This window comes from Rhizobium sp. WYJ-E13, from assembly GCF_018987265.1.
Lineage (GTDB): Bacteria > Pseudomonadota > Alphaproteobacteria > Rhizobiales > Rhizobiaceae > Rhizobium.
Window position 1 is genome coordinate 67218 of sequence record NZ_CP076853.1, and the last position, 26254, is coordinate 93471.

The 26254-nt window shown below is 59.4% G+C and carries 27 protein-coding genes and 1 tRNA gene; 19 read left to right on the plus strand and 9 right to left on the minus strand.

The features are described from left to right. Nucleotides 1-98: 98 nt before the first annotated feature. Complete coding sequence (locus KQ933_RS00330) at nucleotides 99-806, minus strand: pyrimidine 5'-nucleotidase (protein WP_216756859.1); 708 nt, start codon at nucleotides 804-806, stop codon at nucleotides 99-101. 103 nt (nucleotides 807-909) lie between these two features. Between KQ933_RS00330 and KQ933_RS00335 the strand changes: the two genes are divergently transcribed. Both KQ933_RS00335 and KQ933_RS00340 read left to right on the plus strand, forming a co-directional pair. Beyond that, nucleotides 910-1980 carry a bifunctional transcriptional activator/DNA repair enzyme AdaA gene (locus tag KQ933_RS00335; RefSeq protein ID WP_216756860.1) on the plus strand — a complete coding sequence of 357 codons (1071 nt, stop codon included), beginning with the start codon at nucleotides 910-912 and terminating at the stop codon, nucleotides 1978-1980. Then, entirely contained in the window at nucleotides 1977-2750 is a 774-nt protein-coding gene (locus KQ933_RS00340; protein WP_216756861.1) for an isocitrate lyase/phosphoenolpyruvate mutase family protein, read from the plus strand. Before KQ933_RS00335 ends, KQ933_RS00340 begins: the two co-directional genes overlap by 4 nt. A 1-nt stretch (nucleotide 2751) precedes the next feature. Here the strand turns inward: KQ933_RS00340 and argB are convergent, their stop codons facing one another. Next, the gene (gene argB / locus KQ933_RS00345; protein WP_183728030.1) at nucleotides 2752-3639 is read right to left on the minus strand and encodes an acetylglutamate kinase; all 888 of its coding nucleotides are present in this window, start codon (nucleotides 3637-3639) and stop codon (nucleotides 2752-2754) included. Between the two features lie 156 nt (nucleotides 3640-3795). Between argB and KQ933_RS00350 the strand changes: the two genes are divergently transcribed. From KQ933_RS00350 to KQ933_RS00365, 4 genes are all read left to right on the plus strand, one after another. Beyond that, nucleotides 3796-4332 carry a sigma-70 family RNA polymerase sigma factor gene (locus KQ933_RS00350; RefSeq protein WP_216756862.1) on the plus strand — a complete coding sequence of 179 codons (537 nt, stop codon included), beginning with the start codon at nucleotides 3796-3798 and terminating at the stop codon, nucleotides 4330-4332. Next, nucleotides 4329-5048, plus strand: coding sequence for an anti-sigma factor (locus KQ933_RS00355; protein WP_216756863.1), 720 nt, complete (start codon nucleotides 4329-4331; stop codon nucleotides 5046-5048). The genes KQ933_RS00350 and KQ933_RS00355 overlap by 4 nt, the downstream gene beginning before the upstream one ends. A 112-nt stretch (nucleotides 5049-5160) precedes the next feature. Beyond that, nucleotides 5161-5718, plus strand: coding sequence for a fasciclin domain-containing protein (locus tag KQ933_RS00360; RefSeq protein ID WP_216756864.1), 558 nt, complete (start codon nucleotides 5161-5163; stop codon nucleotides 5716-5718). A gap of 93 nt (nucleotides 5719-5811) precedes the next feature. After that, nucleotides 5812-7182 (plus strand): IS1182 family transposase, encoded by a 1371-nt coding sequence (locus KQ933_RS00365; protein ID WP_216755122.1) that lies wholly within the window; start codon nucleotides 5812-5814, stop codon nucleotides 7180-7182. 134 nt (nucleotides 7183-7316) lie between these two features. Here the strand turns inward: KQ933_RS00365 and yihA are convergent, their stop codons facing one another. The 4 genes from yihA to rpmH all read right to left on the minus strand — a co-directional run bounded on the left by yihA (nucleotide 7317) and on the right by rpmH (nucleotide 10548). Next, on the minus strand, nucleotides 7317-7970 hold the full coding sequence (gene yihA / locus KQ933_RS00370) for a ribosome biogenesis GTP-binding protein YihA/YsxC (RefSeq protein ID WP_007815033.1): 654 nt from the start codon (nucleotides 7968-7970) through the stop codon (nucleotides 7317-7319). A 233-nt stretch (nucleotides 7971-8203) separates the two neighbouring features. Further along, nucleotides 8204-9994 carry a membrane protein insertase YidC gene (gene yidC, locus KQ933_RS00375; RefSeq protein WP_216756865.1) on the minus strand — a complete coding sequence of 597 codons (1791 nt, stop codon included), beginning with the start codon at nucleotides 9992-9994 and terminating at the stop codon, nucleotides 8204-8206. Beyond that, entirely contained in the window at nucleotides 9994-10392 is a 399-nt protein-coding gene (gene rnpA, locus KQ933_RS00380; protein ID WP_216756866.1) for a ribonuclease P protein component, read from the minus strand. Before rnpA ends, yidC begins: the two co-directional genes overlap by 1 nt. A gap of 21 nt (nucleotides 10393-10413) precedes the next feature. Continuing rightward, nucleotides 10414-10548 (minus strand): 50S ribosomal protein L34, encoded by a 135-nt coding sequence (rpmH, locus tag KQ933_RS00385; protein ID WP_016552555.1) that lies wholly within the window; start codon nucleotides 10546-10548, stop codon nucleotides 10414-10416. 449 nt (nucleotides 10549-10997) lie between these two features. Here rpmH and KQ933_RS00390 point away from each other — a divergent pair, with 449 nt between their 5' ends. The 3 genes from KQ933_RS00390 (at nucleotide 10998) to KQ933_RS00400 (ending at nucleotide 14869) form a co-directional block, all read left to right on the plus strand. Next, the gene (locus KQ933_RS00390) at nucleotides 10998-12995 is read left to right on the plus strand and encodes a methyl-accepting chemotaxis protein (protein ID WP_216756867.1); all 1998 of its coding nucleotides are present in this window, start codon (nucleotides 10998-11000) and stop codon (nucleotides 12993-12995) included. A 153-nt stretch (nucleotides 12996-13148) separates the two neighbouring features. Next, a complete protein-coding gene (locus tag KQ933_RS00395) occupies nucleotides 13149-14669 on the plus strand; it encodes an ATP-binding protein (RefSeq protein ID WP_216756868.1) in 1521 nt (506 codons plus the stop codon). Between the two features lie 123 nt (nucleotides 14670-14792). After that, nucleotides 14793-14869: transfer RNA gene (locus KQ933_RS00400), tRNA-Arg, on the plus strand. A 54-nt stretch (nucleotides 14870-14923) separates the two neighbouring features. Here KQ933_RS00400 and KQ933_RS00405 read toward each other — a convergent pair. Then, complete coding sequence (locus KQ933_RS00405) at nucleotides 14924-15139, minus strand: hypothetical protein (protein WP_216756869.1); 216 nt, start codon at nucleotides 15137-15139, stop codon at nucleotides 14924-14926. A 175-nt stretch (nucleotides 15140-15314) separates the two neighbouring features. Between KQ933_RS00405 and KQ933_RS00410 the strand changes: the two genes are divergently transcribed. From KQ933_RS00410 to KQ933_RS00430, 5 genes are all read left to right on the plus strand, one after another. Further along, on the plus strand, nucleotides 15315-15626 hold the full coding sequence (locus KQ933_RS00410; RefSeq protein ID WP_216758800.1) for a hypothetical protein: 312 nt from the start codon (nucleotides 15315-15317) through the stop codon (nucleotides 15624-15626). A gap of 199 nt (nucleotides 15627-15825) precedes the next feature. Further along, on the plus strand, nucleotides 15826-16197 hold the full coding sequence (locus KQ933_RS00415) for a cell surface protein (RefSeq protein ID WP_216756870.1): 372 nt from the start codon (nucleotides 15826-15828) through the stop codon (nucleotides 16195-16197). Between the two features lie 156 nt (nucleotides 16198-16353). Next, nucleotides 16354-16635: a hypothetical protein gene (locus KQ933_RS00420; RefSeq protein ID WP_216756871.1), complete on the plus strand. Its 282-nt coding sequence runs from the start codon at nucleotides 16354-16356 to the stop codon at nucleotides 16633-16635. A gap of 383 nt (nucleotides 16636-17018) precedes the next feature. Further along, nucleotides 17019-17684, plus strand: coding sequence for a class I SAM-dependent methyltransferase (locus tag KQ933_RS00425; protein ID WP_216756872.1), 666 nt, complete (start codon nucleotides 17019-17021; stop codon nucleotides 17682-17684). 10 nt (nucleotides 17685-17694) lie between these two features. Next, nucleotides 17695-18354 (plus strand): TetR family transcriptional regulator, encoded by a 660-nt coding sequence (locus KQ933_RS00430; protein ID WP_216756873.1) that lies wholly within the window; start codon nucleotides 17695-17697, stop codon nucleotides 18352-18354. Between the two features lie 96 nt (nucleotides 18355-18450). Here the strand turns inward: KQ933_RS00430 and KQ933_RS00435 are convergent, their stop codons facing one another. After that, complete coding sequence (locus KQ933_RS00435) at nucleotides 18451-19380, minus strand: LysR family transcriptional regulator (protein WP_216756874.1); 930 nt, start codon at nucleotides 19378-19380, stop codon at nucleotides 18451-18453. A 129-nt stretch (nucleotides 19381-19509) separates the two neighbouring features. On the opposite strand from KQ933_RS00435, the gene KQ933_RS00440 reads away from it, so the two are divergent. Further along, entirely contained in the window at nucleotides 19510-20349 is an 840-nt protein-coding gene (locus KQ933_RS00440; RefSeq protein ID WP_216756875.1) for an oxidoreductase, read from the plus strand. A 27-nt stretch (nucleotides 20350-20376) separates the two neighbouring features. Continuing rightward, nucleotides 20377-21258 carry an aldo/keto reductase gene (locus tag KQ933_RS00445; protein WP_216756876.1) on the plus strand — a complete coding sequence of 294 codons (882 nt, stop codon included), beginning with the start codon at nucleotides 20377-20379 and terminating at the stop codon, nucleotides 21256-21258. A gap of 34 nt (nucleotides 21259-21292) precedes the next feature. On the opposite strand, the gene KQ933_RS00450 is transcribed toward KQ933_RS00445, so the two are convergent. Continuing rightward, nucleotides 21293-22210 (minus strand): LysR family transcriptional regulator, encoded by a 918-nt coding sequence (locus tag KQ933_RS00450; RefSeq protein WP_216756877.1) that lies wholly within the window; start codon nucleotides 22208-22210, stop codon nucleotides 21293-21295. Nucleotides 22211-22314: 104 nt separating this feature from the next. On the opposite strand from KQ933_RS00450, the gene KQ933_RS00455 reads away from it, so the two are divergent. The 3 genes from KQ933_RS00455 (at nucleotide 22315) to KQ933_RS00465 (ending at nucleotide 26239) form a co-directional block, all read left to right on the plus strand. After that, on the plus strand, nucleotides 22315-23145 hold the full coding sequence (locus KQ933_RS00455; RefSeq protein ID WP_216756878.1) for an SDR family oxidoreductase: 831 nt from the start codon (nucleotides 22315-22317) through the stop codon (nucleotides 23143-23145). Between the two features lie 488 nt (nucleotides 23146-23633). Continuing rightward, nucleotides 23634-24911 (plus strand): alpha/beta hydrolase, encoded by a 1278-nt coding sequence (locus KQ933_RS00460; RefSeq protein WP_216756879.1) that lies wholly within the window; start codon nucleotides 23634-23636, stop codon nucleotides 24909-24911. A 77-nt stretch (nucleotides 24912-24988) separates the two neighbouring features. Then, nucleotides 24989-26239, plus strand: coding sequence for an FAD-binding oxidoreductase (locus KQ933_RS00465; RefSeq protein ID WP_216756880.1), 1251 nt, complete (start codon nucleotides 24989-24991; stop codon nucleotides 26237-26239). Nucleotides 26240-26254: the final 15 nt, after the last annotated feature.

A 26254-nucleotide genomic window follows, 5' to 3' on the forward strand; every position in this document is an offset into this window, starting at 1 on the left:
GTGCGTCCTTTCGTAGGATGTCCCTCGTTACGAAAGGTAGGGCCGAACGGCGCCGCGACCCAGTTAAACATCTGTAAGATGGATGAAACTTTGGTAAGTTAACCGGTAATCTTCTTCAGGAAATCAGCGAGATCGTCAGTAACGAAATCGATGTGATCGTCCTCGCCGCTTGTCCTCTCCCACCATTCGACAATCGTCTCTTCCAGATTGCGCGGCACGAGCAGAACGGTCTGCATGCCGAGTGCCTTCGGCACCGTCAGATTTCGCGGCAGATCTTCGAACATGGCTGCCTTGCCGGTCTCGACCTTTTTCAGCGCAGTGAACTTGTCATAGGTCGCCTGCGCCGGCTTCGGCAGGTAGTCGGCCGCCACGATATCGAAGATGTCGTCGAAATGATCAAGGATGCCGAGCGCGCCAGCTGTCGCCTGCGCATGCTGGACGCTGCCATTGGTGAAGATGAACTTGCGCCCCGGCAGGGATTTGATGGCTTCGGCGAGTTCCGGCTGTGGGGTCAGTGCCGAATAGTCGATCGCATGCGCCTTTTCGAGAAAGTCGTTGGGATCGACGCCGTGGTGGATCATCAGGCCCTGCAGCGTCGTACCGTGATCATAATAGTACTGTTTCTGCAGCTTGCGGGCCTCTTCCTGCTCCATCTGCAGGAGAGCCGAGACATAGGCCGTCATGTTCTTGTCGATCTGGGCGAAGAGATTGACGTGATGCGGATAGAGCGTGTTGTCGAGGTCGAAGACCCATTCGGTCACATGCTCGAAATCGCGTCTGCTGGGCGTGCGGTCGATCTTTGTCATGGCCGCCCTTATGGCATGGTCGCGGCGCCAAGAAAATCACGAAGAGAAAATAGACGCCTGATTTTCGGCGGACGAGGCAGGCGCGGAGTGCTAGAAAGCGCATATGCTTTTCGAACGTCCCGATGACGATACGCTTTATGATGCCCTGATCGCCCGCAGCGCCGATTACGAGGGCCAGGCCTATGTCTGTGTGAAAACGACAGGCATCTTCTGTCGTCTGACCTGCCCGGCGCGCAAGCCGAAACGGGAAAACACCATCTTCTTCGATACGATCGCCGCCTGCATGCATTCAGGCTTCCGCCCCTGCCTACGCTGCAGGCCGCTGGAACAGCCCGGCCGCGAACCGATTGTCGATGAACTGCTGGCACAGCTCGAGAGTAAACCGGAACTACGCTGGACCGAGGATGAGCTTGTGCGCCGGGGCCACGATCCCTCGACCGTGCGTCGCGCCTTCAAGCGGGCGCTCGGCATGACTTTCCACGATATTGTCCGCTATCGCCGGCTCGGCGAGGCGGCCCGGCAATTGGCCGATGGTGCGCGTGTCATCGATGCGCAGATCGACGCGGGATATGAATCTCCGAGCGGTTTTCGGGCGGCCTTCCAGCGCCTTGTCGGCAAGGCGCCGGCGCTCTCGCAGAACCGGGAACTGCTGTTTGCTGACTGGTTCGACACGCCGCTCGGACCGATGGTCGCCGTCGCCGACAAGACGCATCTGCATCTTCTCGAATTTCACGACCGCAAGGCACTGCCGACCGAACTCGAAGCCCTGCAGAAGCGTGTTCGTTCCTCGGTCGCGATTGGCCGCACGCCGGCGATCGACCAGATCGAAGCGGAAATCAGAGACTATTTCGAAGGGCGGCTGACGACCTTCAAGACGCCGCTGGCGCTTGGCGGCACGCCTTTCGAAAAACATGTCTGGGCAAAGCTCGTTGACATTCCGATTGGCCAAACGCGCGCCTACGGCGATCTGGCAAGGGAGATGGAACGCCCCGAAGTCGTGCGCGCCGTCGGTCGCGCCAATGGCTCGAACCAGCTCGCCATCATCGTTCCCTGCCATCGGATCCTCGGTGCAGACGGATCGCTGACGGGTTACGGCGGGGGGCTCTGGCGCAAGCAATGGCTGCTGCGGCACGAGGAGAAGATCGGTGTACATAAGATGGAGAAGACAGCATGAACCAGACTGAGAAGGCCGAGCTTTTCGGCACGCTGCATCGCAAGGGTATCCCTGTCATTCTGTACAACATCTGGGATGCCGGAACCGCCAAGGCCGTGACGGAGGCCGGAGCGAAGGCGCTTGCGACCGGAAGCTGGTCTGTGGCTGCCGCCCATGGTTATGGCGACGGTCAGAAGCTGCCGATGGAGGTGCTGATCGAGACCGCCCGCTCGATCACGGCCGTCAACGATCTGCCGCTCTCGGTCGATTTCGAAGGCGGCTATTCGACAGAGCCTGCCGGTGCCGCGGCCAATGTCGCAAAGCTGATCGACGCCGGCGCCGTCGGTATCAATATTGAAGATCAAAAGGTAGGCGGGACCGGCCTTCACCCTGTTGAAGCGCAGGCGGCCCGCATCCGTGCCATCAGGGAAATGGCTGAGGGAAGGGGCATCGACCTCTTCATCAATGCCCGCACCGATCTCTTCCTTCAGGAGGGCGATGGGTCCAGACATGCAAGTCTGGTCGACGCAGCGATCGAGCGCGGCAAGGCCTATGCGGCTGCGGGCGCCAGCGGTTTCTTCGTGCCCGGCCTCATCGAGCCGGCTTTGATCGAGAAGGTCTGCGCGGCTTCCACGCTGCCGGTCAATATCATGATGAAGGCAGGCGCGCCTGATCCAGCTGATCTCGCAAGACTTGGCGTTTCGCGTATCAGTTATGGTCCGGGGCCTTACCGGACCATGATGGCGAAGCTGAAGGAAGCGGCGGCAGCGATCTACACTGCCGCTGGATAGATCAGGGAACGATCAGCGTGCCAACGCCGTGCTCGGTGAAGATTTCGAGCAGCACGGAATGGGCCGTCTTGCCGTTCAGGATGACGACGCCCTGCACGCCCGCCCGGATGGCATCGATGCAGGTCTCCACCTTTGGGATCATGCCACCGGAAATCGTGCCGTCGGCGATCAGCGCATGCGCTTCGGCGACGGAAAGCTCCTTGATGAGCTTGCCCTGCTTGTCGAGCACGCCGGGCACATCCGTCAGGAACAAGAGGCGGGTGGCGTTCAGCGCACCGGCGATCGCGCCAGCGAAAGTGTCGGCGTTGATGTTGTAGGTCGCGCCATCGCGGCCCGGAGCAACCGGAGCGATAACCGGGATCATCTCGGAGCGGGCGAGAAGGTCGAGCAGCGTACGGTCGACCTCGACGACTTCGCCGACAAAGCCGAGATCGAGCACCCGCTCGATGTTGGAATCGGGGTCCTTGACGGTCTTGCGGGCTTTTTCGGCAAAGACCATGTTGCCGTCCTTGCCGCAAAGGCCGATCGCCCATTCGCCGGTCTGGTTGATCAGCGCGACGATTTCCTTGTTGATCGAGCCGGCGAGAACCATTTCGACGATTTCGACCGTCTTCTGGTCGGTAACGCGCAATCCGCCTTCGAATTTGGATTCGATACCCATCTTCGTCAGCATCGCGCCGATCTGCGGGCCGCCGCCATGCACGACGATTGGGTTGACGCCGGACTGCTTCAAAAGTGCGATATCGCTGGCGAAGGCCTTGCCGAGCTCGGGATTACCCATGGCATGGCCACCGTACTTCACGACGATCGTCTTGTTTTCGTAACGCTGCATGAAGGGCAGCGCCTGCGCCAGAAGACGTGCCTGGATTTCGCTTTCGGACTCGTTCATGGGGGACCCCGCGGAATTGATCGCGGCCTTTTATCTCAAGTTTTTGACAGATGGAATAATCCGGCACGCAATAGTTTCTCGTATCTAAGGCCGACCTGGGAACCTGCCAGTTCATATTGAAACTATCGAACCGGAAATCGTTCATTCGAGGGCGACATGACTGGGGATTTTGCAGATTTAATCGGCCGCGTAGCGCTGGGTGACCGCAAAGCCTTTGCGGCGCTCTACCATCAGACCAGCCCGAAACTTCTGGCGATCTGCCTTCGTATCCTTGGGAACAGGAACGAGGCCGAAGAGGTGTTGCAGGAGGTCTACATCAAGATATGGCAGCGTGCCGGTGCCTTTACGGCGGGCTCCTCCACATCAGCCGCCTGGATTGCGGCGATTGCACGCAATCAGTCGATTGATGCGTTGAGGGCGCGCAAGCCGGTAGCCGACGAAATCGACAATGCGCTTGATCTCGCCGATGCCGGTCTCGATCCGGAAGCACAAGTCGTGATTAAGGATGAAGGAAGGCGGATTGACACCTGCATGGAAGAGTTGGAAGCTGATCGAGCGGTCGCCGTGAAACGGGCTTATGTCGAAGGGCTGAGCTATCAGGAACTGGCCGATCAGTTTGGTGTCCCGCTGAACACTGTGCGGACATGGCTAAGACGCAGCCTGCTGAAACTGAGAGAGTGCATGGAACGATGACATCGCCCGACAAAAGCAAGGGAGACCGCTCCCGGGATGAGGTTCTCGCCGGCGAATATGTGCTGGGTGTCCTCTCCCTTCAGGATCGCAGGATCGTTGAGGAGCGCATGCGCCGCGACCGGCAGTTTGCTGCCATCGTCAGCCGCTGGGAGGTCAATCTCTCCAGTTTCAATGATGAATACGGCACGGCCGCGCCAAGCCATGAAACCTTCAAGCAGATCGAGGCGCGCCTATTTGCCGATGCAGAAAGCACGCCGCGCTTTTCGCACGGCCTCTGGAATTCGGCCGGTTTCTGGCGCTCACTCACTTTTGCCTCGCTTGCAGTCACCCTGGGCGTCATCGCCTTTGCCTCGGGCCTCGTGCCCCAACCTCCGGCATCGCCGCCGCTGGTGGCCGAACTCTCGGGACAGAACAACGAGGTCAACCTGACGGCCTCCTACGAAATCCAGAGCGGCCGATTGAAGATCGTGCCTGTTGCGGCCGGCAAGCCGGAGGAGAAATCTCTTGAGCTCTGGCTCATGCCCGGCAGTGGCGCGCCTCGTTCTCTCGGTGTTTTCCAGCCGGGCATGAACGGTGAATTGCTGATTCCGACCGATATGCGCAGCCAGATTGCAGATGGCGCGACGCTGGCCGTCAGCCTGGAGCCATTCGGCGGCTCGCCGACGCACCAGCCAACTGGCCATGTCATCGCCAGCGGTTCGATCCACAGGCCGTAAAACAAAAAATCACTGTCCTGAAACTCTTTTGCAGCACCTTCCGTAGTTGCTGATATCCGGGCGGCACAGGGCATAAAGCCTGCTGCCGCGACCGGGTGCAGAGGAGAAAATCATGTTCAAGTCCGCCTTGCGCGCAACCGCTCTCGCCGCCGCCTTTTCCGCAATTGCATTTGCCGCCCAGGCAAAGAACCCCATGGTCGGCGGTGCGGCCATGTTCGAAAACAAGAACATCGTCGAGAATGCCGTCAATTCCAAGGATCACACGACCCTCGTGGCAGCCGTGAAGGCTGCCGGGCTCGTCGGTACGCTGGAAGGCAAAGGTCCCTTCACCGTCTTCGCACCGACCAACGAAGCCTTCGCAGCTCTGCCGGCGGGCACCGTCGATACGCTGCTGAAACCTGAAAACAAAAACAAGCTCGTCAAGATCCTGACCTGCCACGTCATTGCCGCCGATGCCATGTCGAAGACCGTCGCCAAGATGATCAAGGACGACGGCGGCGAGCACGACATCAAGACGGTCGGCGGCTGCGTGCTCAAGGCAAAGGAAAGCATGGGCAAGATCACGCTGACGGATGAAAATGGTGGTGTCGCCCACGTCACCATCGCCGACGTCAAACAGTCGAACGGCGTCATCCACGTCGTCGACGAGGTGTTGCTGCCGAAGATGTAAATTCAAATACCGGCTGTCAGGGGCGCCCTTCTGGGCGCCTCAGACTGCTGACAAACCCCTGGCCACAGCCAGGGGTTTGTGATTCACTGGGACATGTTGAAGAAACCTGCTCCCGAACAAACGGCTCTCGAGATGGTGACGCTCGACAGCCTGGTGCCGAAGGATCACCTGCTTCGCAAGATCGATGCGGTGATCGACTTTTCCTTCATCCATGATCGTGTTGCCGGGCTCTACTGCGCCGACAACGGGCGTCCGCCGCTCGATCCTACCTTAATGTTCAAGGCTCTGTTCATCGGCTACCTGTTCGGGGTTCGCTCGGAGCGGCAGTTGGTGCGCGAGATCGAGGTCAATGTCGCCTATCGCTGGTTCCTTCGGATGAAGCTGACTGAGCCGGTCTTCGATGCCTCGACGCTGTCGCAAAACCGTCGCCGCCGCTTCAACGATACGTCCGTGGTCCAGGACATCTTCGATGCGATCGTGAAGCAGGCGATCCGGCACGGCCTGGTCGACGGCACGGTACTGTATACGGATTCCACGCATCTGAAGGCCAATGCCAACAAGGGCAAATATGATCTTGAGATGCTCCAGAAATCGCGGGCCGATTACTGGGCCGATCTTGACCGGGCGATCGAGGCCGAACGGGCCGCGCATGGCCAGAAGCCGCTGAAGGAGAAGGCGCGCGAGCCCGAGGTGAAGGAAACCAAGGTCAGCCGCACCGACCCTGAAAGCGGCTACATGGTGCGCGACGGCAAGCCCAAGGGCTTCTTTTATCTCGATCATCGGACCGTCGATGGTCGCCATGCCATCATCACCGACACGCATGTGACGCCGGCCAATGTGCATGACTCGATCGTCTACCTGGAGCGGCTGGACCGGCAGCGCGACCGCTTCGACTTGCATGTCGGCGCGGTCGGGCTCGATGCGGGCTATGCGACATCAGGCATCGCCAAGGGACTGGAGGACAGAAAAATCCTCGGCGTCACCGGCTATCGCAATCCCACCCCACCCAAGGACGGGATGATGCGCAAATCGAAGTTCGTGTTCGAGCCCGAGACGGACGGCTATCGCTGCCCCGAGGGCCAGTTGCTGACCTATGCCACCACCGACCGCAACGGCTACAAGCACTACCGCTCCGATCCTGCCATCTGCCGAAACTGCCCGCTGCTTGCCTCCTGCACGTCCAATGCCAAGGCTGAGCGCACCATCACCCGCCATGTCTGGCAAGACGCCCGAGAACGAACAGATGCCAACAGAAAGACACCCTGGGGCAAGGCAATCTATAAGCGGCGAAAAGAGACCGTCGAACGTTCCTTTGCCGACGCCAAACAACTTCACGGCCACCGCTACGCCCGCTTCCGAGGCCTCGTCAGAGTCCGCTGCCAATGCCTGCTGGCCGCTGCCGCCCAGAACATCAAGAAGATCACCATAGCGCTGACCAAGACCCCAAAGCCAGCCTGGGGATAAGGCCAGACAGCCGTAATTCTCATCAGACCAACCTCATCGGCAAAACGTCACTTCACCGGGCGTTCCGACAAAAAACCGCCGACAAAATCGACGGGTTTGTCAGCGGTCTGGGGCGCCCTTCTGGGCGCCTCTTTTTATTTCCAGTTGCTGACGCCGACAGTTTCGGCAATCGCCTGCCGCAGTTCGTCCAACCCTTCGTTCTTTTCCGAGGAGGTCGAAAGCACGGCCGGATAGGCGGCGGGACGCTTGCGGATCTTCTCCGATGTTTCGGCCAGCAGCTTTGGCACGGCAGGCGCTTTGATCTTGTCCGTCTTGGTCAGCACGATCTGGTAGGAGACGGCTGCCTTGTCGAGCAGCGTCAGGACGTCATCGTCGTTCTTCTTGATGCCGTGGCGGCTGTCGATCAGCACATAGACGCGCTTCAGCGTCGAGCGGCCGCGCAAATAGTCGAAGACGAGTTTTGTCCAGTTATCCACCTGCTCCTTCGGCGCCTGTGCATAGCCATAGCCCGGCATGTCGACCAGCGCCATCGGCGGCAGGTCGTTGCCTTCGCCGGAATAGCCGTCCGGAACGAAGTAGTTGAGCTCCTGCGTACGGCCTGGCGTATTGGAGGTGCGCGCCAGACCTTTCTGACCGACCAGCGCATTGATCAGCGACGATTTGCCGACATTCGAACGGCCGGCGAAAGCGACTTCCAGGGGACCCTCCGGCGGAAGGAATTTCATGGAAGGCACGCCTCGGATGAAGATCCAGGGGTGGCCGAAGAGCGGCTTTGCGATTTCAGTCATATGAATTCTGCAATCTCCGGGTTCGGTAATGAAACCGGCTTCATGTTTTTAAGACCTATTGTCAAGGTTCGCCTACTGCATAATTCCTTAAATCGGGATCGATTTAAGGATGAAATTATGCAGCAATTTAAAGTGCTACAGCGTCCTTTGCGCGTCTGAAAAGACGCGCGGCGCTGTAGTTGAGTGCTTCGGTGGCCCGAAACAAAAAGCCCCGCCGAAGCAGGGCTTTTCGACTATTTCGATGGCGCCGGTTTTCGCTTGAACAGGCCTTTCAGATTGTCGAAGAGCTCGATCTTCACCCCGTGACGTTTCATGATCACCGACTGCTGCAATACCGAGAGCGTGTTATTCCAGGCCCAGTAAATCACGAGGCCTGCCGGGAAGCTTGCCAGCATGAACGTGAAGACCAGCGGCATCCAGTTGAAGATCATCGCCTGCGTCGGATCCGGCGGGGTCGGGTTCATGCGCATCTGCACGAACATGGTGACACCCATGATCAGCGGCCAGACGCCGAGATGCAGCAAGGCCGGCGCTTCGAAGGGCAGCAGGCCGAAGAGGTTGACGATCGTCGTCGGATCGGGCGCCGAAAGGTCCTTGATCCAGCCGAAGAACGGTGCGTGGCGCATCTCGATAGTGATGTAGATCACTTTGTAGAGCGAGAAAAAGATCGGGATCTGCAGCGCCACCGGCCAGCAGCCGGCAATCGGGTTGATCTTCTCTTCCTTGTAAAGCTGCATCATCGCCTGCTGCAGGCCCATCCGGTCGTCGCCGAACTTGGCCTTCAGCTCCTCCATCTTCGGCTGTACGCGCTTCATGTTCGCCATCGAAGCATACTGCTTGCTGGCGAGCGGGAAGAACAGTGCCTTGACGACGATGGTCGTGCAGAGGATCGCCACGCCGAAATTGCCGAAGTAGCGGAAGAAGAAGTCCATCAGCTTGAACATCGGCTTGGTGATGAAATAGAACCAACCCCAGTCGATCAGCCGGTCGAAGCGCGGGATGTTGTAGCTCGCTTCGTAACCGTCGATGACGGGAACTTCCTTGGCGCCGGCAAATACCAGGTTCTTGATTTCGATCGACTGACCCGGCGCAACTGTGAAGGCATCCTGCTTATAGTCTGCCTGGTAGCGCGGCTGCCCATCGGTGAAGTGCGAGAAACGCGCGTCATAGGCTGATTGCTGCGGCGGGATGATCGTTGCTGCCCAATATTTGTCGGTAATGCCGAGCCAGCCGCCCGTGGATTTTGCCGGAGCGACGGCTTCCTTCTCGACTGCCGTATATTTGCTCTCGATGAGCCCGTCGTCGCCGATCACGCCGATGAAGCCTTCATGCAGAACGTAGACCGATGGCGTCGTCGGCTTGTTGTAGCGCGTCACGCGGCCATAGGAAGAAAGCGAGACAGGTGCCTCGCCGGCATTCAGGATCTTGTCCGTCACCGTGAACATGTAGCGTTCGTCGACGGAGATCGTGCGGGCGAAGGTGATGCCCTTGTCATTGGTATAGGTCAGCGTCACCGGCGTCTTTTCGGTAAGCTTTGCCCCTTCCGGTGCGGTCCAGACCGTGGACGGGCCGGGAACGGAGCCCGTCGCGTCGCTGCCGATATAGCCAAGCTCGGTGAAGTAGCCGTCTGTGGTTTCAGCCGGGGAGAAAAGGGTGATGATCGGGCTCGAGTCGTCGACGGTCTCGTGATAGGCCTTGAGCCTCAGGTCGTCGAGGCGGGCGCCGGCGAGGTTGATGGAGCCGGAAAGTGCAGCGGTGTCGATGGCGACACGCGGCGTCTTTGCAAGTGCTTCTTCGCGGGTCGCCGTTGCTGCGGCCTGGCCTGACGGGGCAGCACCATTCGTCTGGGCGCCCTGGCCGCCGGCGGCAGGCTGCTGTGTCTGCTCGGTTTGCTGCTGTGCCTTCTGGGCCTCCTGAGCCTTGCGCTGAGCTTCGATGCGCGGGTTCATATAGAGGAACTGCCAGCCAAGGACGATCAGCACCGAGAGAGCGATCGCAATGAAGTAATTGCGGTTGTTTTGCATCATACGTTCCTGGGGCGCTCGTCTTTCGAGCGCCGGTGTTTCGGCCTGGTTTCCACGCGGGCTTTCAGTTCCGCGGCCAGTTCATGAAAGGACGCCGTCAACACGTCCCTACGGGCGACAACCACATAGTCGTGTCCGGGCTGCATTGCAAACCCTGCATGAAGCCGCACCGCCTCTTTCAGGCGTCGCCGCATGCGGTTTCTTTCAACCGCGTTGCCATGTTTTTTGGTGACTGTGAAGCCGACGCGGGCTTCGCTCTCTTCCTTGCGGTCCAGAACCTCGAGAAGGAAGAGACTGCCGCGGCGCTTTTCGCCATCGCGGACTGCAAGAAACTGCGGGCGGCTTTTGAGCCGCCCGGCAATCATTTTGTCTTCTTTGGTCTTCGAACCGCCCGTCATTTCTATCGGGCACTTCCGGCCTTAGGCCGAAAGACGCTTGCGGCCGCGAGCGCGGCGAGCAACGATGACCTTGCGGCCGCCCTTAGTGGCCATACGCGCACGGAAACCGTGGCGGCGCTTGCGAACAAGCTTCGAGGGCTGATATGTACGCTTCATTTATTTAAACACCGCGGAGTGCGGCCCTTCTTGAATTGCATGATGCAAGGAGCGTTGTTTTTCGAACGGACGAGGTCGAAAAAGACCTTGAATGACCGGACGTGCGGCGGCTTATACGGATGAAGCCTGCCAAAGTCAATTATGACAGTCAGTTTCCCCGGATGCGCCAGGCAAACAGCAAGATTTCGCACTCAGGTGTTAACCAATGCGGCGCCTCGCTATCTGGTTGCATATTTCCGTAGAGGAGCCCGCAAGCTTGCCACTGCAGCCTCTATTCCCTGGAAATGCTCGATTTTGGACGAAGCAATCGGCCTATTGCGGCGAAATACGGGTAATTTCCTGTAGTTATTATTGTTAATATTCGAAATACAACATTAACGAATTTACCCGATCTTCTACCTATCGGCTGGGGTGCTTTCCAGGCGTTGTGTAAAGCGAGGGAGCGTTCGTTGAAAATCCGCGGCAAAATCAATCTTCTTGTTTCCGTCATGGGCGGCGTTGCGCTTCTGATCGGTGCCACCGCGCTCTCGGCGATGCGCGAATACAATGAGAAGCTCACAGCTTACGAACATGCGGCAGCCCGTGCCTATGCCGGCGAACGCCTTAACCGTTTCGTCACCGCCGTCGTCATGGAAGCGCGCGGCATCTATGCTGCAAAGAGCCTCGAACAGACGCCGGCTTTCGCCAAGGGCTTGATGACCGGTCTGGACGAGATCGACAAGGTCATCGCCGGTTGGGCGCCGCTTGTGCCGGACAGCCAAAAAGATTCCTTCACCAAGCTTGTCGACCGCGCCAAGGAATTTCGCACTTTCCGCACTGAGACGGTGCGCCTCGGCACAGAGGTCAGCCCGCAGGCGGCCAACGAGCAGGGCAACAACGACGCCAACCGTGCCAACCGCAAGGCCTTCCAGGCCGAGATCGACGCGATCGTCAACACCGACAAGGCCGAACTGACGGCCGTGCACGATCAGATCGAAGATTTCCGCAGCTGGATCCTGATGCTGGTGCTCAGCATCACCGGCATCGGCATCGCAGTCGGCGTCGGCATGGGTTTCTATATCGGCACCAGCCACCTCAGCCGACCGATCAAGAAAGTGACGCATGCGATCAAGGAAGTTGCCGACGGCAATTTCCAGGTCGAGGTGCCCTTTGCCGGCCGCAAGGATGAAATCGGCGAAATGGCCGCCGCCGTCGCCGTCTTCAAGGAAAACGGTCTCGCCATCCAGCGCATGAGCGCCCAGGAGGCGGCGATGCGGGCAAAAAGCGACGACCTGCAGTCCAGCATGTCCGTCGTCGTGGCGGCCGCTGCCGCCGGCGATTTCAGCCACCGCATCAGCAAGGATTATGAGGACGAGAGCCTCAACCAGTTCGCCGGCAATATCAACACGCTGCTGTCGAGCGTCGATACCGGCGTCAACGAAACCCGCCGGGTCATTGCAAGCCTTGCTGAAGGCGACCTGACCCAGACCATGCGCGGTCAATTCCAGGGCGTCTTTGCCGAGCTGCAGAAAAACGTCAACAACACGTTCGTGACGCTGCAGACGACGATGCGCGAGGTGCGCGAGACGACTGAAGCAATCAACGGCAATACCAACGAGTTGCGCAACGCCAGTGACGATCTGTCCAAGCGCACTGAACAGCAGGCTGCAGCACTTGAGGAAACCTCCGCTGCTCTCGATGAGATCACCGCCGTCGTGCAGAACTCCACTGAACGCGCCCAGGAGGCCACCGTCATGGTCTCTGAGGCAAAAGACAATGCCGGCCGCTCCGGCGTCGTGGTTCGCAATGCAGTCGACGCCATGGGCCGCATCGAGCAGGCCTCCCGCGAGATCAGCCAGATCATCAATGTCATCGACGAGATCGCCTTCCAGACCAACCTGCTGGCGCTGAATGCCGGCGTCGAGGCGGCCCGTGCCGGTGAGGCTGGCAAGGGCTTTGCGGTCGTCGCACAGGAAGTGCGTGAGCTTGCCCAGCGCTCGGCGACTGCCGCCAAGGATATCAAGGCACTCATCACCAAGTCGGGCGACGAAGTGCAGGTCGGCGTCAAGCTGGTTCAGGCGACGGGCGAGGCGCTGTCCGAGATCGAGACGCGCGTCATCGCCATCAACGACCATATCCATTCGATCGCAACGGCGGCTAAGGAACAGTCGACCGGCCTCAAGGAAGTCAACACTGCCGTCAACCAGATGGACCAGGTTACCCAGCAGAACGCCGCGATGGTCGAGGAAACCTCGGCTGCGACCCACAAACTGTCAGCCGAAGCCGATGGCCTCGTGCGCCTCATCTCCCGTTTCAAAGTCTCCACCGACGCACAGGCGGCGGTTGTCGTTGCCCGCCAACAGCATCACCAGCCGGTCGCCTCTCCAGCGCGCCGCGCGATCGGCCGCGTTGCCCGCGCCTTCGGCGGCAATGCCGCCGCGGCAGAGCAGAGCTGGGAAGAGTTCTGACAGCGTTCACAAACGTTAACGGAGCGCCGCCTGAGGGCGGCGCTTTCGTTTGTGACGACTTGCCGCTCCTCGCAAAGATTTGAAAGCGGAGCATTCTCGTCTAATATAAGAGCTCATTCTGATGGCGGCCTTTCGCCGCACGGACAAGACGAGATGCCGGTTCAGGACCAGGGCGAGACGTCCCAAACGGAAAATATCGCAGCCGGTGAGGCTGCCAAGGGCTCGTATCCGCGTGCCGGCAAGTTCGGCGGCCTTTCGGGCAAGCTGCTCTGGCTCACCGTCTTCTTCATCATGCTGGCGGAAATCCTGATCTTCTTTCCTTCGATTGCCAGCATGCGCATTCGCTGGCTCGAGGATCGGCTGAATACGGCTGCTGCGGCCGCAATCGTCATCGATGGGCTACAGCCGGTGGAGCTGCCGCGCGCGTTACAGAAGGAGACGCTGGAAGCGACAGGTACAAAAGCGATCGTGCTGCGAAAAGACGGCACCTCCCGGCTACTTGCCATGAGCGAGATGCCGACCTCGGTCGATGAATCCTACGACCTTACGGACATCCCACCGCTAACCGCGATGCGCGACGCGCTGGACACGATGATCTTCGGCGGCAACCGGATGATCCGCGTCTATGGCGCGGTCGGCGAGACCGATACCGGCGTTGAGGTCGTCATGAAAGACAGGCCGCTGCGCAAGGCCATGTTCGGCTATGCCCGCAACGTGCTGCTTCTGTCGATCCTGATTTCGCTTTTTACCGCGACACTGATTTTCTTTGCCATCAACCGCATTCTCATTCGCCCGATCCGCAGGCTGACGGGCAGCATGCAGCAATTTGCGTCCGATCCCGAAAATCCGCAGCATGTCTATGTCGGCGATGGCGGTCGCGACGAGTTGGCCGTTGCGGGGCGTAACCTGACCTCGATGCAGCTCGAACTGCAGAAAACGCTGAAGCAGCAGAAAAATCTCGCCGCCCTCGGTCTCGCGGTCTCGAAGATCAATCACGACATGCGCAACATCCTGGCATCCGCGCAGCTCATGTCGGACCGCCTTGTCGATGTCGACGATCCCATGGTGAAAAGTTTCGCGCCGAAGCTGCTGCGCACCATCGATCGGGCCGTCGGCTACACGACCGAAGTCCTCTCTTATGGCAAGGCAACCGAATCGGCGCCGCGCCGTCGCCGCATCCGCCTCTATGAGCTGGTGCAGGAGGTGAAGGATATCCTGGCGATCGATCCGCAGAGCGGCGTCGAGTTCATCGAGCAGATGGGGCCGGATCTGGAAGTGGATGCCGATAGCGAGCAATTGTTCCGCATCATCCACAATCTCTGCCGCAACGCCCTGCAGGCACTGACCTCGCCGGGCGAGGAGAGGGCCGGGATCTTCAGGCGCATCACGGTCGCCGCCCAGCGCGTCGGCAGCGTCGTCAGCATTACGGTGGACGATACAGGCCCCGGCATGCCGCTGAAGGCACGCCAGAACCTCTTTGCCGCGTTCCGCGGCTCGGCTCGTTCCGGCGGCACGGGTCTCGGCCTCACCATCGCCCGAGAGTTGGTGCTGGCCCACGGCGGCACCATTGCGCTTGTGGAAAAGCCCTCGGTCGGCACGCAGTTCCGCATCGAAATTCCGGATCGCCCGGTTTCGCTGGAAGATTACCGCAGCCGGTCCCACGCCGAAAAGTGATGCAATTTCCGCAAGTGAGCTTTGCGGAATCAAAGTCGCGATTTTTTTCGAATTGCTATTGCATTGCCCGAAAAGACCCTTTAGAGAACCGCCCACGCAAGCGGCACGGCCGCCACTGCAGACGCACCCGTAGCTCAGCTGGATAGAGCACCAGACTACGAATCTGGGGGTCAGGAGTTCGAATCTCTTCGGGTGCGCCACTTCTTCCAATTGCTTTTGAATGCGACTTGTTACTTGGCAACTCTCGTTGTCTCCTAACGTCTGCGCCGCGGTATGGACGATGCGAGATAACCCAGCGCAAGCGCCATGGCAGCGACTGCGATTCCGGTGCTGATCACGCCCGCCGGCGTTATTCTGAAACCGGCGTGCAAGGTCATGTTCTTCCCCAAGCGAAGATCGAAGACCGACTTGATTTCCTCGGGATGCGAGGAGACTGCGGTCGAAGGTTCTTCTTCCTGAATATCTGTCATTTTGAAGCTCCTGTGCAGATGATGCCGCGGCCGGGCGCATATTGAGCCAGCCTCAAGTTTTGCTGAGCGCCACGATACCATGGCTGCGCACCTCCATGCCTAGTTTCGCGCAACCTTCGGCGTCTATCTGCGGAAGCGATGGATTGTGTCGGGCGAGAAGCCGGAGGGTTGGATGATGACGAGAATTGTTGGTGTCGTTGGTCTCGTCGCGATGATGGCTGCTCTGGCAGGCTGTATTGATCGTGCCAATGCGCCGGTGCTCGTGCCGGTCGCGTCACCCGTCAATCCGCCTGGTGTCACTCACAGCCTCTGTATGTCTGATGCCAATGCAATGTATGACGAGGCGAATAAGCAGTACGACCTGCGTGCGCAGATGACCGGCCACCGTGATGCCGTGGAGCGGGAAACCAACGCAAGTGGCGCCGCCCATCGGCAATACCTCTCCTGCGTCGCAAGCCAGGGCTACCGTCCTCTGTATGCCAACTGAGAACAGTGAATTCACATAGCCGATGAATTGTCGCAGCGCCTGCTTGCGCGGCTTTGCAAGATCGTAGTTTTGTTTTTTTGTGACTTCGAGTCACGCCGGATCGCCTGCAATCACGAGTGTAGGAAGCTGCGTGTGATAGCGGAACTTCACGCGCGTAGAGCGCGTTTTTCATGCGTAAATCCACGAAGGAGGGTTTATCATGAAAATGCCTAATCTAGCCCCATCCGCCGTTGCGCTCAGCGCTCTTCTCGCCCTCTCGTCTACCGTTCCTGCGCTGGCGGCTCCCGTTCAGCGGACCAACTTTTCGGTCTCTTCGAACATGGAAATGGTGCAATATAAAAGACATGCCGGTTATTGGCATGGCTATCGCGGCTCCCGCACGGAACGCCCCGGTACCCGTCGTCACTCAGATGGCTACTGGTATCCGCTTGCTGCGTTCGGCGTCGAAGCCGGCACCACGGGCTCAATTGTCGCCAAGCCCATGAACCGTCCCGAACCCAAAACAATGTGCAACCCCACGTTTAATGGTTCGATCGGTCCCGGCAGCATGCCGTGTGATAACGGTTATTAAGCCGGCAAAGAAAAAGGCGGCTAAAACCGCCTTTTTCTTGCGCGCAATCGAATCTCACATATTCGTGATCGTTATTGCCGCGCAGTAGAATATGACAAATCCGGTTCCTAGCTCCTTGGCGTAAATTCCAAACGATTCCTCCCAAGGAGACAAGATGTGATCAACCGAGTGAAAAATGGCCTCGTGGCCGCAGCCTTTGGCGCAATCGTTAGCGTTTCGGCTTTCGCATCTGCCAACGCAGCCCCGGCTCAACAGCCGCAGCATCAGATCGTCAAGCAGCAGAAGAACACAAACACTCGCCAGGAGCCCCGCACGACCGGTTCGGTCAACGGTGCATCCAGTAGCTCCATGCCCTATCAGTACAGCCCGAAGAAGCCGCTCAACATGGCCTGCGGCCTCCGCTTCAATCCGACAAGCAGCTCGGGCTGCAACTACTAAACGCAGTTCGATAGCATAAGGCGAGGGAAAGGGGACCGGGGTCCCCACCCGCGAAAGAGGGCAGCCTCCATGGCTGCCTTTTTCATTCCAAGTGTGCTTCGGTCACGCTATCGAGGGAAAGGCCGGCCCATTTGGTCCAGCATGTCCCTCCCGCCCAGCCAGTCATGGAAGCTCCCATTGTGGAGTTGACGGTTCGATCCGCTTGCGGATCTATGCGATACATTGCATTAAATGCAAAAATGCAGTAGATACAAAAATACACAAAATGTTGACGAGGAAGACCTGCGAAGAAACGATGGATTGACGGGCCTGCCTTGGAATTGCCATGCTGCGGGAGATCGTCGCATCAACCGTCAATCACGTTTCAGTCAGGTGGGATAATCATGATCGCAAAGAGCGCTTACTCCGATTTCCTGCATTTTTTCCGGTCCTGGTTGAACAACCCGTTGAGGGTTGCCGCGATTGCGCCCTCCGGCGACTCGCTCGCCCGGATTATGACAAGCGAGATCGCTGCGCTGGACGGCCCGATTATCGAGCTCGGGCCAGGCACCGGCGTCTTCACCCGCGCGCTGCTTGCGCGCGGCATCAGCGAATCCGATCTGACGCTCATCGAATATGGTCCGGAATTCATAGGATCGCTCCAGAAGCGTTTCCCCGATGCGCGTATCCTGCAGATGGACGCAGCCCATCTGGCGCAGGCTGATATTTTCGAGGGCGAACCCGTCGGTGCTGTCGTCAGCGGTCTGCCACTGCTGTCCATGTCGCCGCGCAAGATCGCCTCGATCCTTGCAGGGGCTTTTGTCTATATGCGGGCCGGCGGCGCTTTCTATCAGTTTACCTACGGGCCGCGCTGTCCCGTGCCGCGCCCGATCCTCGACCGCCTGGGCCTGAAAGCGACGCGCATCGGCGGCACGGTCCGCAACCTGCCGCCAGCGTCCGTCTACCGGATTTCGCGCCGCAAGCCGCTTGAGCTCTCCCGTGAGCGTTTCAAATATCGTGCCAGCGGAGTGGATATGGAGATCGCCGCTTTCTCCGAAGCGGATGACTGAATGACACCTGATGGAAATGACTGAGAAGGTCGAGGGCAGGCGCGAGCGCAAGCGGCGCCAGACTCGCGAGCGCATCGAGCAGGCAGCGATGAGCCTCTTTCTGGAGCGCGGGTTCGACGCCACCACCATTGAGGAGATCACTGAAGCTGCCGATGTTTCGAAGCGCAGCTTCTTTGATTATTTCCCGTCAAAGGAAGAGGTCGTCTTCGCCTGGCAGGATTCCTTCGCCGACCGCCTGATGGCGGCGATTGCCGAGCGTCCAGCCAGTGATTCCTCCGTCAAGGCAGTCGAGGAAGCCCTGATCGTCACTGTGACCGCTTCGGCTGACGAGCGCGCCATGGCGCTTGGCGAACTCATCCATCGCACGCCGACCCTCAAGGCCCGCGATCAGCTTAAATATGCCAAGCTGGAGCAGAAGTTGACCGAGGCGCTGATTGCCCGCAAGGGCGGCGATCCGCAGGCGCGGACGCGCATGCGTTTGCTTTCGACAATCGTCATCGGCGCGCTGCGCGTCGGCAGTGAGGTCTGGCAGGCGCGCGCGCCGGATGTTTCGATGGAAGGCGCTTCAATGGAAGCCTTCGCACGCGAGATCTTTGGCGAACTCTGGAAGATGCTGGCCGAATTCGGCGAAGAGACGAAAACCCGCCTCCAAGGCAATTCCATACGCTAGAGCAATTTCAGCAAAAGTGCGTAGCGGTTTTGCGTCCGGAATTGCGTGAAAACAAAGAGATAGAGCATTTCCGTGATTCGGAGATAAACGGAAATGCTAGATAATTGCGCTTTCCGTTGCCGGCGGCGCTTCGGATCGATGCTTTCTCAGGAAATCGATGAGTGCGCGCAGCTTTGCAGGCACCCGCCGGCGGTCCGGATAATAGAGCGTCAGGCCCGACAGCGGCGGGCTCCAGTCGGCAAGGATCCGCACCAGCCTGCCGTCTTCGAGAAAACGCTCGATATAGCCGTTGATCATGTAGGAAACGCCGATCCCATCGAGCGCTGCCTGGGTCAATGCTGCGGAATCATTGAGGATCAGCCGCGGATGGAGCGTAATATCGACGCGCTCGCCATCCTTCTCGAATTCCCAGCGCTCGACCTGGCCGCTGGTGACGAAGCGGAAGCCGATGCAATCATGCTGCAGCAGGTCGCGCGGATGTTTCGGCATGCCGCGTCGACTGAGATATTCCGGCGAGGCGATCACATGGGCACGGATCGGCGGGCCGATCGGAATGGCCACCATGTCCTTGGCCACCGTCTCGCCGAAGCGGATGCCGGCATCGAAGCCTTCGGCAACGATGTCGCTCATCGAGGCTTCCATCTTCACCTCGACCTGAATGTCGGGATAGGCCTCCAGGAAATCGCGAAGCAGCGGCTGGATGGCGATCATATAGCCGGCGCGCAGCACATTGAGCCGCAGAAGACCGGCCGGCCGGCCGACATCTGCGTCAAGATCCTTGCTGGCGGCAGCAAGCTCACCCAAAGCGGGAAGTATCCGTTCCAGATAGCGGTTGCCAGCTTCCGTCAAACTCACGCTGCGCGTGGTCCGGTTGAAGAGAGGTTGCCGCAGACGGCTCTCCAGCTTGCTGATCGTCTGGCTGATGGCGGACGGCGACACACCAAGCCGAACGGCAGCGGCCGAAAAGCTCTTTTCCTCGGCAACGACGACAAAAGTCACCATGCCGTCAAGCATGTCCTGGCGCATTCGGATCTCCGTTTTCAAGTCCTAGATTAATAAGTTTCGCTAAAAAGGCTATCGTCATTTAATGAGGTTATCGAAATTATCGGATGAGCCTACCTTCGCCTCCATCAAACAGCCCACGGAGTGAAGGCCATGACATCGAAGTCCAAAATCCTTTTCGTAACAGGCGTTTCGACCGGCTTCGGCCGCGCCCTTGCAGAAACCGCTCTCGCTGAAGGTCACAAGGTGGTCGGCACCCTTCGCAATGAAGAAGCTCTCAAGGAGTTCGAGGCGCTGAAGCCCGGTTCTGCCTTCGGTAAGCTTCTCGACGTCACCGATACTGCCGCGATTGCGCCTGTTGTCGCCGAGATCGAAAGGGAGATCGGTCCGATCGACGTTCTCGTCAACAATGCCGGCTACGGCCACGAAGGTCTTGTCGAGGAATCGACGATGGACGAGCTGCGCCGCCAGTTCGAGGTCAATGTTTTCGGGCCGGTGGCTGTCATGCAGGCAGTGCTGCCCTATATGCGCAAGCGCCGCAGTGGCCATATCCTCAATATAACCTCGATGGGCGGGATCATCACCATGCCGGGCATCGCTTTCTATCACGGCAGCAAGTTCGCCCTCGAGGGTATTTCCGAAAGCCTCGGCAAGGAGGTCAAGAGCTTCGGCATCCACGTGACCGCCGTCGAACCCGGCGGCTTCCGCACCGACTGGGCTGGCCGCTCGATGGTGCGTGCAGAGCGTTCGATCGCGGATTATGACGAGGTCTTCGAACCCCTGCGCCAGCGCCGCCTCGAACGCAACGGCAACCAGCCAGGCGACCCGAAAAAGGCAGCTTCAGCAATGCTGAAGCTCATTGCATCCGACAATCCGCCGGCCCATCTCTTGCTCGGGCGTGATGCGATCAGCCTCGTTCGCGAGAAGCTTGGGTCTCTCAAGACCGAATTCGACGCCTGGGAGCAGGTTTCCAGTTCCACTGATTTTGAGTGATTTTATTGACCAAGAGAGGAAAAGACGATGAGCGATTACAATGCAGCGAAATCGGGTACCTTCAAGATCGGCGGCGATATGGAGGTCAACCGTCTCGGCTTCGGCGCCATGCGCGTCACCGGCGACGGTATCTGGGGCAATCCAGCCGATCACGATGAATCGATCCGCACTCTGAAGCGGCTGCCGGAACTCGGCGTAAACTTTATCGATACGGCCGATTCCTACGGTCCTGACGTTTCCGAATGGCTGATCAAGGAAGCGCTTCACCCTTATAAGAAAGGCCTCGTCGTCGCCACCAAGGGCGGTCTCACGCGCCACGGACCGAATATCTGGCTTCCGCTCGGTCGTCCGGAATATCTGATCCAGCAGGTGCACAAGAGCCTGCGCAATCTCGGCGTCGAGCAGATCGATCTCTGGCAGCTTCACCGCATAGACCCGAAGGTTCCGGCCAAGGAACAGTTCGACACCATCAAGTCGCTCCTCGATTCCGGCCTGATCCGCCATGCGGGCCTCAGCGAAGTCTCGGTGGCCGATATCGAAGCAGCCTCCAAGGTCTTCAAGGTCGCGACCGTCCAGAACCGTTACAACCTTGTCGACCGCACCAGCGAAGATGTGCTCGATTATTGCGCCAAGCACAATATCGGCTTCATCCCCTGGTATCCGCTGGCTGCCGGCGATCTCGCCAAGCCCGGCTCGCTGCTCGATACGATCGCCAGGAAGCACAATGCTGCCCCGAGCCAGATCGCGCTGGACTGGGTGCTGAAGCGCAGCCCGGTCATGCTGCCGATCCCCGGCACGTCGAAGGTCAAGCATCTCGAAGAAAATGTCGCAGCCGTTGATATCACGCTGTCGGACGAGGAGTTCACCGCCCTCGACGCCGAAGGCAAGAAGCTCTTCAAGGCTGCCTGATCGTCATAAGACAGCACACAAAACGGCCGCGGTTTCAGGCGCGGCCGTTCTCCTTTCGCGCTCGTGTCATTTCGCGTGCAACATCCAGGAAGGCGCGCAATGTCGCCGGCACATGCCGGTGGCCGGAATAGTAGAGGCAGAGGCCGGGAAAGGGCGGCGTCCAGTCTTCGAGCACTGTAGCCAGCCGGCCAGCCGTAACATCGGCCTCCACATTCTGCCGGGTCATATAGGCAAGCCCCGCGCCGCCGACCGCTGCTTCCAGCATCAGATCCATGCTCTGCAGCGTCATCGGCCCCTTCACATCGAGCCGGATTTCCTCGCCGTGCCGCTCGAATTCCCAGCGATAGACCGTACCGCTCGGCAACCTCAACCGCAGGCAGGCATGGCGCAGAAGATCGTTCGGCGTCTGCGGCCTTCCATGTTTTTCGAAATAGGAGGGAGCGCCGACAACAAAGAAACGCTCTTCGGCCTTCAGCGGCACGGCGATCATGTCCTGCGGCACGGTTTCGATGAGGCGTATGCCGACATCGAAACTGTCGGCGACGATATCGATCATGCGTCCGTCGCTGACGATATCGACATGCACATCGGGAAAGCGCCTGACATATTCAAGCACGATCGGTATCAGGATCCGCCGTGCGCCGCCCTCCGACGTATTGATGCGCAGCGTTCCTGCCGGCGTGGCGCGCGCCTGCGTCGCCGCTTCCATCGCCGCCGCAATGTCTTTCAGCGCGGGACCGATCTTGCCGAGAAACTGCTCCCCCGCCTCGGTCAGCGAAACGCTGCGGGTCGTGCGGTTGAACAGCCTGACGCCGATCCGGTTCTCCAATGCCGCCACCGCATGGCTAAGCGCGGAGGTCGACATGCCGAGTTCGGCGGCGGCCGCGCGGAAGTTTCGCGCCGCCGCCACGGCAACGACCGCATTGAGTTCAATCAGCCCAGTCTTCTGCATTATCCTAAATCCCGCAAGAGCTCATCCTTGAATATGTGGATTATAAGGACAATAGGCCGCGACTATCTAGCCTCCGGGATCAATCAAAACCCGTGAGGCAGATTATGAAAAAGACAGTTCTCATCACCGGCGCGTCCTCCGGCATCGGCAAGGCGGCAGGCAGGCTCTTCCATGCCAATGGTTGGAATGTCATCGCCACCATGCGCAGCCCTGAAAAGGAAAGCGAGCTGACCGAAATTGCCGATGTCCTCGTTGTCAGGCTCGACGTTCAGGATCGCGGCAGCATCGATACCGCCATCAAGGCCGGCATCGAACAGTTCGGACGCATCGACGTGCTCGTCAACAATGCCGGTTACGGCCAGAACGGTATCTTCGAGGCCACCGCGCGCGAAAAGATCCAGCAGCAGTTCGACGTGAATGTCTTCGGTGTCATGGATGTGACCAGGGCGATCCTGCCGCATTTCCGGGCAAACAAGGCCGGCACGATCATCAATGTCAGCTCGGGCGCCGGTCTCTTCACCCTGCCGACCCTGTCGATCTATTGTGCTTCGAAATTCGCGCTCGAGGGCTTTACCGAGGCGCTGTCTTACGAGCTTCTGGCACTTGGTATTGGCGTGAAGTCGGTGATTCCGCACGGCGGTGTGGCGGAGACCAGTTTCCGGGAGCGCGCCGGCGCCGATTTTGCCATCGATCCCTCGGGCTTGCCTGATTATAATGAATTCCTGCAGCGTGCTCAGCGGGCCTTTGCAGCTATGGTCGCCGCGAAGATGATGACGTCTTCGGATGTCGCCAAGGTAGTCTATGAAGCTGCGACCGATGGCAAAGACCAGCTGCGTTATCTCGTCGGTGATGATGCGCGCGGATTCGTGAAAGCGCGCCGGAGCATGGACGATCAGGCCTATGTGGACTTCATGCGGGCGCAATTTGCCGAGTAATTTTGATCATCTGGTCAAAGATGCTGCAAAATGAGGCGTCCCCGTGACGTCTATTAGGCAAGCATTGCGCCCAACGCATTGCTGCATTGCGGTAATTTCGCTATTCTCCATCAAATGAATTGGGTATTAATAATCCCGAAGGCAGCGCACTCCTCCTCCCAGCGCTTCCTTTCATCGGACTGACAACACTCCTCCTCCCAGTTGTCAGTCAGGATCAAGAGCCCGACGCACCTCCTCCCGCGTCGGGCTCTTTTCTTTTCCGGATCAAATCTCTCCTAAAGCATGTCGCGCAAAAGTGTGCAGCGGTTTTGCGACAACGACATGCGCAAAACAAAGACCTAAAGCGCGGCGAGCGGATCTGAAAGATCGCGACGCGCATTAGAACCTTCGTGAAATTGACTTGGCTCACGGGCTCGGACTAACTGGAAGCGCGCATCAAGCGCATGTCGGTGGCTTGGCGCGATGACGCCTGAACCTGCGGAGATGTCATGATCGGCGGATGCGGCGTTTCTCGCAAAGCCCTCGCAACCCTGCTCGTCCTCTGCGTCGGCCTCGCTTCCTGCGGGCGGCCGATCGGCGTCATGCAGGCGGCCGGCACGGTTCCGCCGGGGACCTCGCGCGTCGACCTGCTGGTGGCGACGACGCGGGCTGCTGACGAAAATCCGGCCGTGCTCTTCTCCGGCGAGCGCGGCACCGGGCTGATGGTCGATGCCGTCGATGTCTCCATTCCGCCGGAAGCCAACCGCAAGGCAGGGCAGGTGCAATGGCCTCGCCGTCTGCCTGCCGACCCCCTCAAGGACTTCGTCACCGTCGCGGTCGATCCGCTGGATGGGGAGAAGGCGGGAGAGAACTGGCTCAGGACGCATATGCCGAAGAGCAAGCGCGTGCTCATCTTCGTGCATGGTTTCAACAATCGCTACGAGGATGCGGTCTATCGTTTCGCGCAGATCGTCCATGATTCGCATGCCGATGTCGCGCCCGTCGTGTTCACCTGGCCATCGCGCGCCAGCATCTTCGACTACAACTACGACAAGGAAAGCACCAACTATTCGCGCGATGCACTCGAAGAGCTGTTGCGGCGCACGGCCAACAATCCAGCCGTCGGCGACATCACCGTCATGGCTCACTCCATGGGCACGTGGCTGACAGTCGAGGCTCTACGCCAGATGGCGATCCGCGACGGCCACGTTGCCTCGAAGATCAACAATGTCATCCTTGCCTCGCCTGATCTCGATGTCGACGTGTTCGGCCGTCAATTTCAGAGCCTCGGCAAGGACAAGCCGCACTTCACCATCTTCGTATCCCAGGATGATCGCGCGCTCGCACTCTCGCGACGCATCTCCGGCAATGTCGATCGCCTCGGCCAGATCGACCCTTCCGCCGAGCCTTATCGCAGCAAGTTGGAAGCGGCCGGTATCACCGTGCTCGATCTGACCAAGCTGAAGACCGGCGACCGCCTGAACCATGGCAAATTTGCCGAGAGCCCCGAAGTGGTAAAGCTTATTGGCGACCGGTTGATTGCCGGCCAGACTATCACCGATTCCGAAGTCGGGCTCGGCGAAGCAGTCGGTGCGGTTGCCATCGGTGCAGCCCAGACGGCCGGCAGCGCGGTCAGCCTTGCGGTCAGCACGCCGATCGCCATCTTCGATCCCCGCACCCGCCGCAACTACGATGCTCAGGTGCGCCGTCTCGGCCAGTCGATGAACAATACGGTCGGGTCCGTGGGTGACAGCGTCGGCGCCGGGCTGCCGGAAGAGACGCAGTAAAAAATCATAGGCATTCGCCTTGTTGTGATATATCACATCTTGAACGGCAATCGACTCTGCCGTGCGGTGGACAAGACATGGCGAATGAAACGAATAGGACGGTGGCCGTTGTCGGCGCCGGTGTGGTCGGCGCTTCGATTGCTTTCGAGCTGCAGCGGCGCGGCTTTCAGGTAACATTGATCGACAAGGGCGAGCCGGGCAGGGGAACCTCCTACGGCAACATGGCGAGCATCGCGCTCGACTTCGCTGCCGGCTCCGGTCCCTCGACCTGGAAGAAGCTGCCGCGCTGGCTGATCGATCCGGAAGGCCCGGTCTGGCTGCGGCCTTCCTATGCGCCGAAAATCCTGCCCTGGTTCCTGCGCTTCCTCGCCGCCGGCCGTCCCTCGCGCCTGCGGGAGATCGAGGATGCGGGCATGAGCCTCTCCAAGATTGCTCTCGGCGATATCAGCGCCATGCTCGATGCTGTTGGCGCTCCCGAACTGATGACTGAGGAAGGCTGCCTGGCGATCTATGAAACCGAGGCCGAATTCGATGCGGACCGTGGCCACCTCGAATTGATGCGGCGCTATGGCATGGAATTCGAGGTGCTGAGCAACGGTGCGATCCAGTATTACGAGCCGACCCTTTCGCCGAAAATCGCCAAGGCGGTGCTGCTGCCGGACAACAAGTCGATCCGCAATCCCTACAAGCTTGTCGTAAAGCTCGCCGATGCCGCGAAGGCCGCCGGTGCCAGCTTCGTTTCCGGCGAGGTAAAGAGCGTGGAGCGCAGGGCTGACGGGAAAAGCGCCGTCCTTCTCGAAAACGGCGGTCGCATCGAGGCCGATAACGTCATTCTCGCTGCTGGCGTTCATACCCGTTTCCTCGCCGAAGCGCTCGGCGAGCCGATCCCGCTCGAAACCGAGCGCGGCTACCATACGCAGATCATGCAGCCTGGTATTTCCATGCGTTATTCGGTGATCTGGCCGCATCGTGCCTTCATGGTCACGCCGACGGCAGGCGGCATCCGCGTCGGCGGCAATGTCGAGTTGGCCGGGCTCACGGCAGCGCCTGATTTCCGTCGTCCGCGTGTGCTGGTGCGCCATGCGCAACGCATCCTGCCCGATCTGAAGGTTGAGGACACAAGCGAATGGATGGGCCACCGCCCGGCCCTGCCTGATACGATCCCGATCATTTCGCCCTCCTCGAAAATATCAGGCGTTTTCTACGCCACCGGTCACGGCCATCTCGGCCTGACCTATTCGGCAACGACAGCGCGGTTGATCGCCGATATGGTGACGGGCGCCAAAACGCCTGTCGATATCAAGCCATTCCGTATCGATAGATACTAGCAGCAGTGTATCGGC

Bases quoted from the DNA above. Each gene is read 5' to 3' on its own strand.
- KQ933_RS00330 (WP_216756859.1), bottom strand. From the start codon at position 806: ATGACAAAGATCGACCGCACGCCCAGCAGACGCGATTTCGAGCATGTG.
- KQ933_RS00335 (WP_216756860.1), top strand. From the start codon at position 910: ATGCTTTTCGAACGTCCCGATGACGATACGCTTTATGATGCCCTGATC.
- KQ933_RS00340 (WP_216756861.1), top strand. From the start codon at position 1,977: ATGAACCAGACTGAGAAGGCCGAGCTTTTCGGCACGCTGCATCGCAAG.
- argB (WP_183728030.1), bottom strand. From the start codon at position 3,639: ATGAACGAGTCCGAAAGCGAAATCCAGGCACGTCTTCTGGCGCAGGCG.
- KQ933_RS00350 (WP_216756862.1), top strand. From the start codon at position 3,796: ATGACTGGGGATTTTGCAGATTTAATCGGCCGCGTAGCGCTGGGTGAC.
- KQ933_RS00355 (WP_216756863.1), top strand. From the start codon at position 4,329: ATGACATCGCCCGACAAAAGCAAGGGAGACCGCTCCCGGGATGAGGTT.
- KQ933_RS00360 (WP_216756864.1), top strand. From the start codon at position 5,161: ATGTTCAAGTCCGCCTTGCGCGCAACCGCTCTCGCCGCCGCCTTTTCC.
- KQ933_RS00365 (WP_216755122.1), top strand. From the start codon at position 5,812: ATGTTGAAGAAACCTGCTCCCGAACAAACGGCTCTCGAGATGGTGACG.
- yihA (WP_007815033.1), bottom strand. From the start codon at position 7,970: ATGACTGAAATCGCAAAGCCGCTCTTCGGCCACCCCTGGATCTTCATC.
- yidC (WP_216756865.1), bottom strand. From the start codon at position 9,994: ATGCAAAACAACCGCAATTACTTCATTGCGATCGCTCTCTCGGTGCTG.
- rnpA (WP_216756866.1), bottom strand. From the start codon at position 10,392: ATGACGGGCGGTTCGAAGACCAAAGAAGACAAAATGATTGCCGGGCGG.
- rpmH (WP_016552555.1), bottom strand. From the start codon at position 10,548: ATGAAGCGTACATATCAGCCCTCGAAGCTTGTTCGCAAGCGCCGCCAC.
- KQ933_RS00395 (WP_216756868.1), top strand. From the start codon at position 13,149: ATGCCGGTTCAGGACCAGGGCGAGACGTCCCAAACGGAAAATATCGCA.
- KQ933_RS00405 (WP_216756869.1), bottom strand. From the start codon at position 15,139: ATGACAGATATTCAGGAAGAAGAACCTTCGACCGCAGTCTCCTCGCAT.
- KQ933_RS00410 (WP_216758800.1), top strand. From the start codon at position 15,315: ATGACGAGAATTGTTGGTGTCGTTGGTCTCGTCGCGATGATGGCTGCT.
- KQ933_RS00415 (WP_216756870.1), top strand. From the start codon at position 15,826: ATGAAAATGCCTAATCTAGCCCCATCCGCCGTTGCGCTCAGCGCTCTT.
- KQ933_RS00425 (WP_216756872.1), top strand. From the start codon at position 17,019: ATGATCGCAAAGAGCGCTTACTCCGATTTCCTGCATTTTTTCCGGTCC.
- KQ933_RS00430 (WP_216756873.1), top strand. From the start codon at position 17,695: ATGGAAATGACTGAGAAGGTCGAGGGCAGGCGCGAGCGCAAGCGGCGC.
- KQ933_RS00435 (WP_216756874.1), bottom strand. From the start codon at position 19,380: ATGCGCCAGGACATGCTTGACGGCATGGTGACTTTTGTCGTCGTTGCC.
- KQ933_RS00440 (WP_216756875.1), top strand. From the start codon at position 19,510: ATGACATCGAAGTCCAAAATCCTTTTCGTAACAGGCGTTTCGACCGGC.
- KQ933_RS00445 (WP_216756876.1), top strand. From the start codon at position 20,377: ATGAGCGATTACAATGCAGCGAAATCGGGTACCTTCAAGATCGGCGGC.
- KQ933_RS00450 (WP_216756877.1), bottom strand. From the start codon at position 22,210: ATGCAGAAGACTGGGCTGATTGAACTCAATGCGGTCGTTGCCGTGGCG.
- KQ933_RS00455 (WP_216756878.1), top strand. From the start codon at position 22,315: ATGAAAAAGACAGTTCTCATCACCGGCGCGTCCTCCGGCATCGGCAAG.
- KQ933_RS00460 (WP_216756879.1), top strand. From the start codon at position 23,634: ATGATCGGCGGATGCGGCGTTTCTCGCAAAGCCCTCGCAACCCTGCTC.
- KQ933_RS00465 (WP_216756880.1), top strand. From the start codon at position 24,989: ATGGCGAATGAAACGAATAGGACGGTGGCCGTTGTCGGCGCCGGTGTG.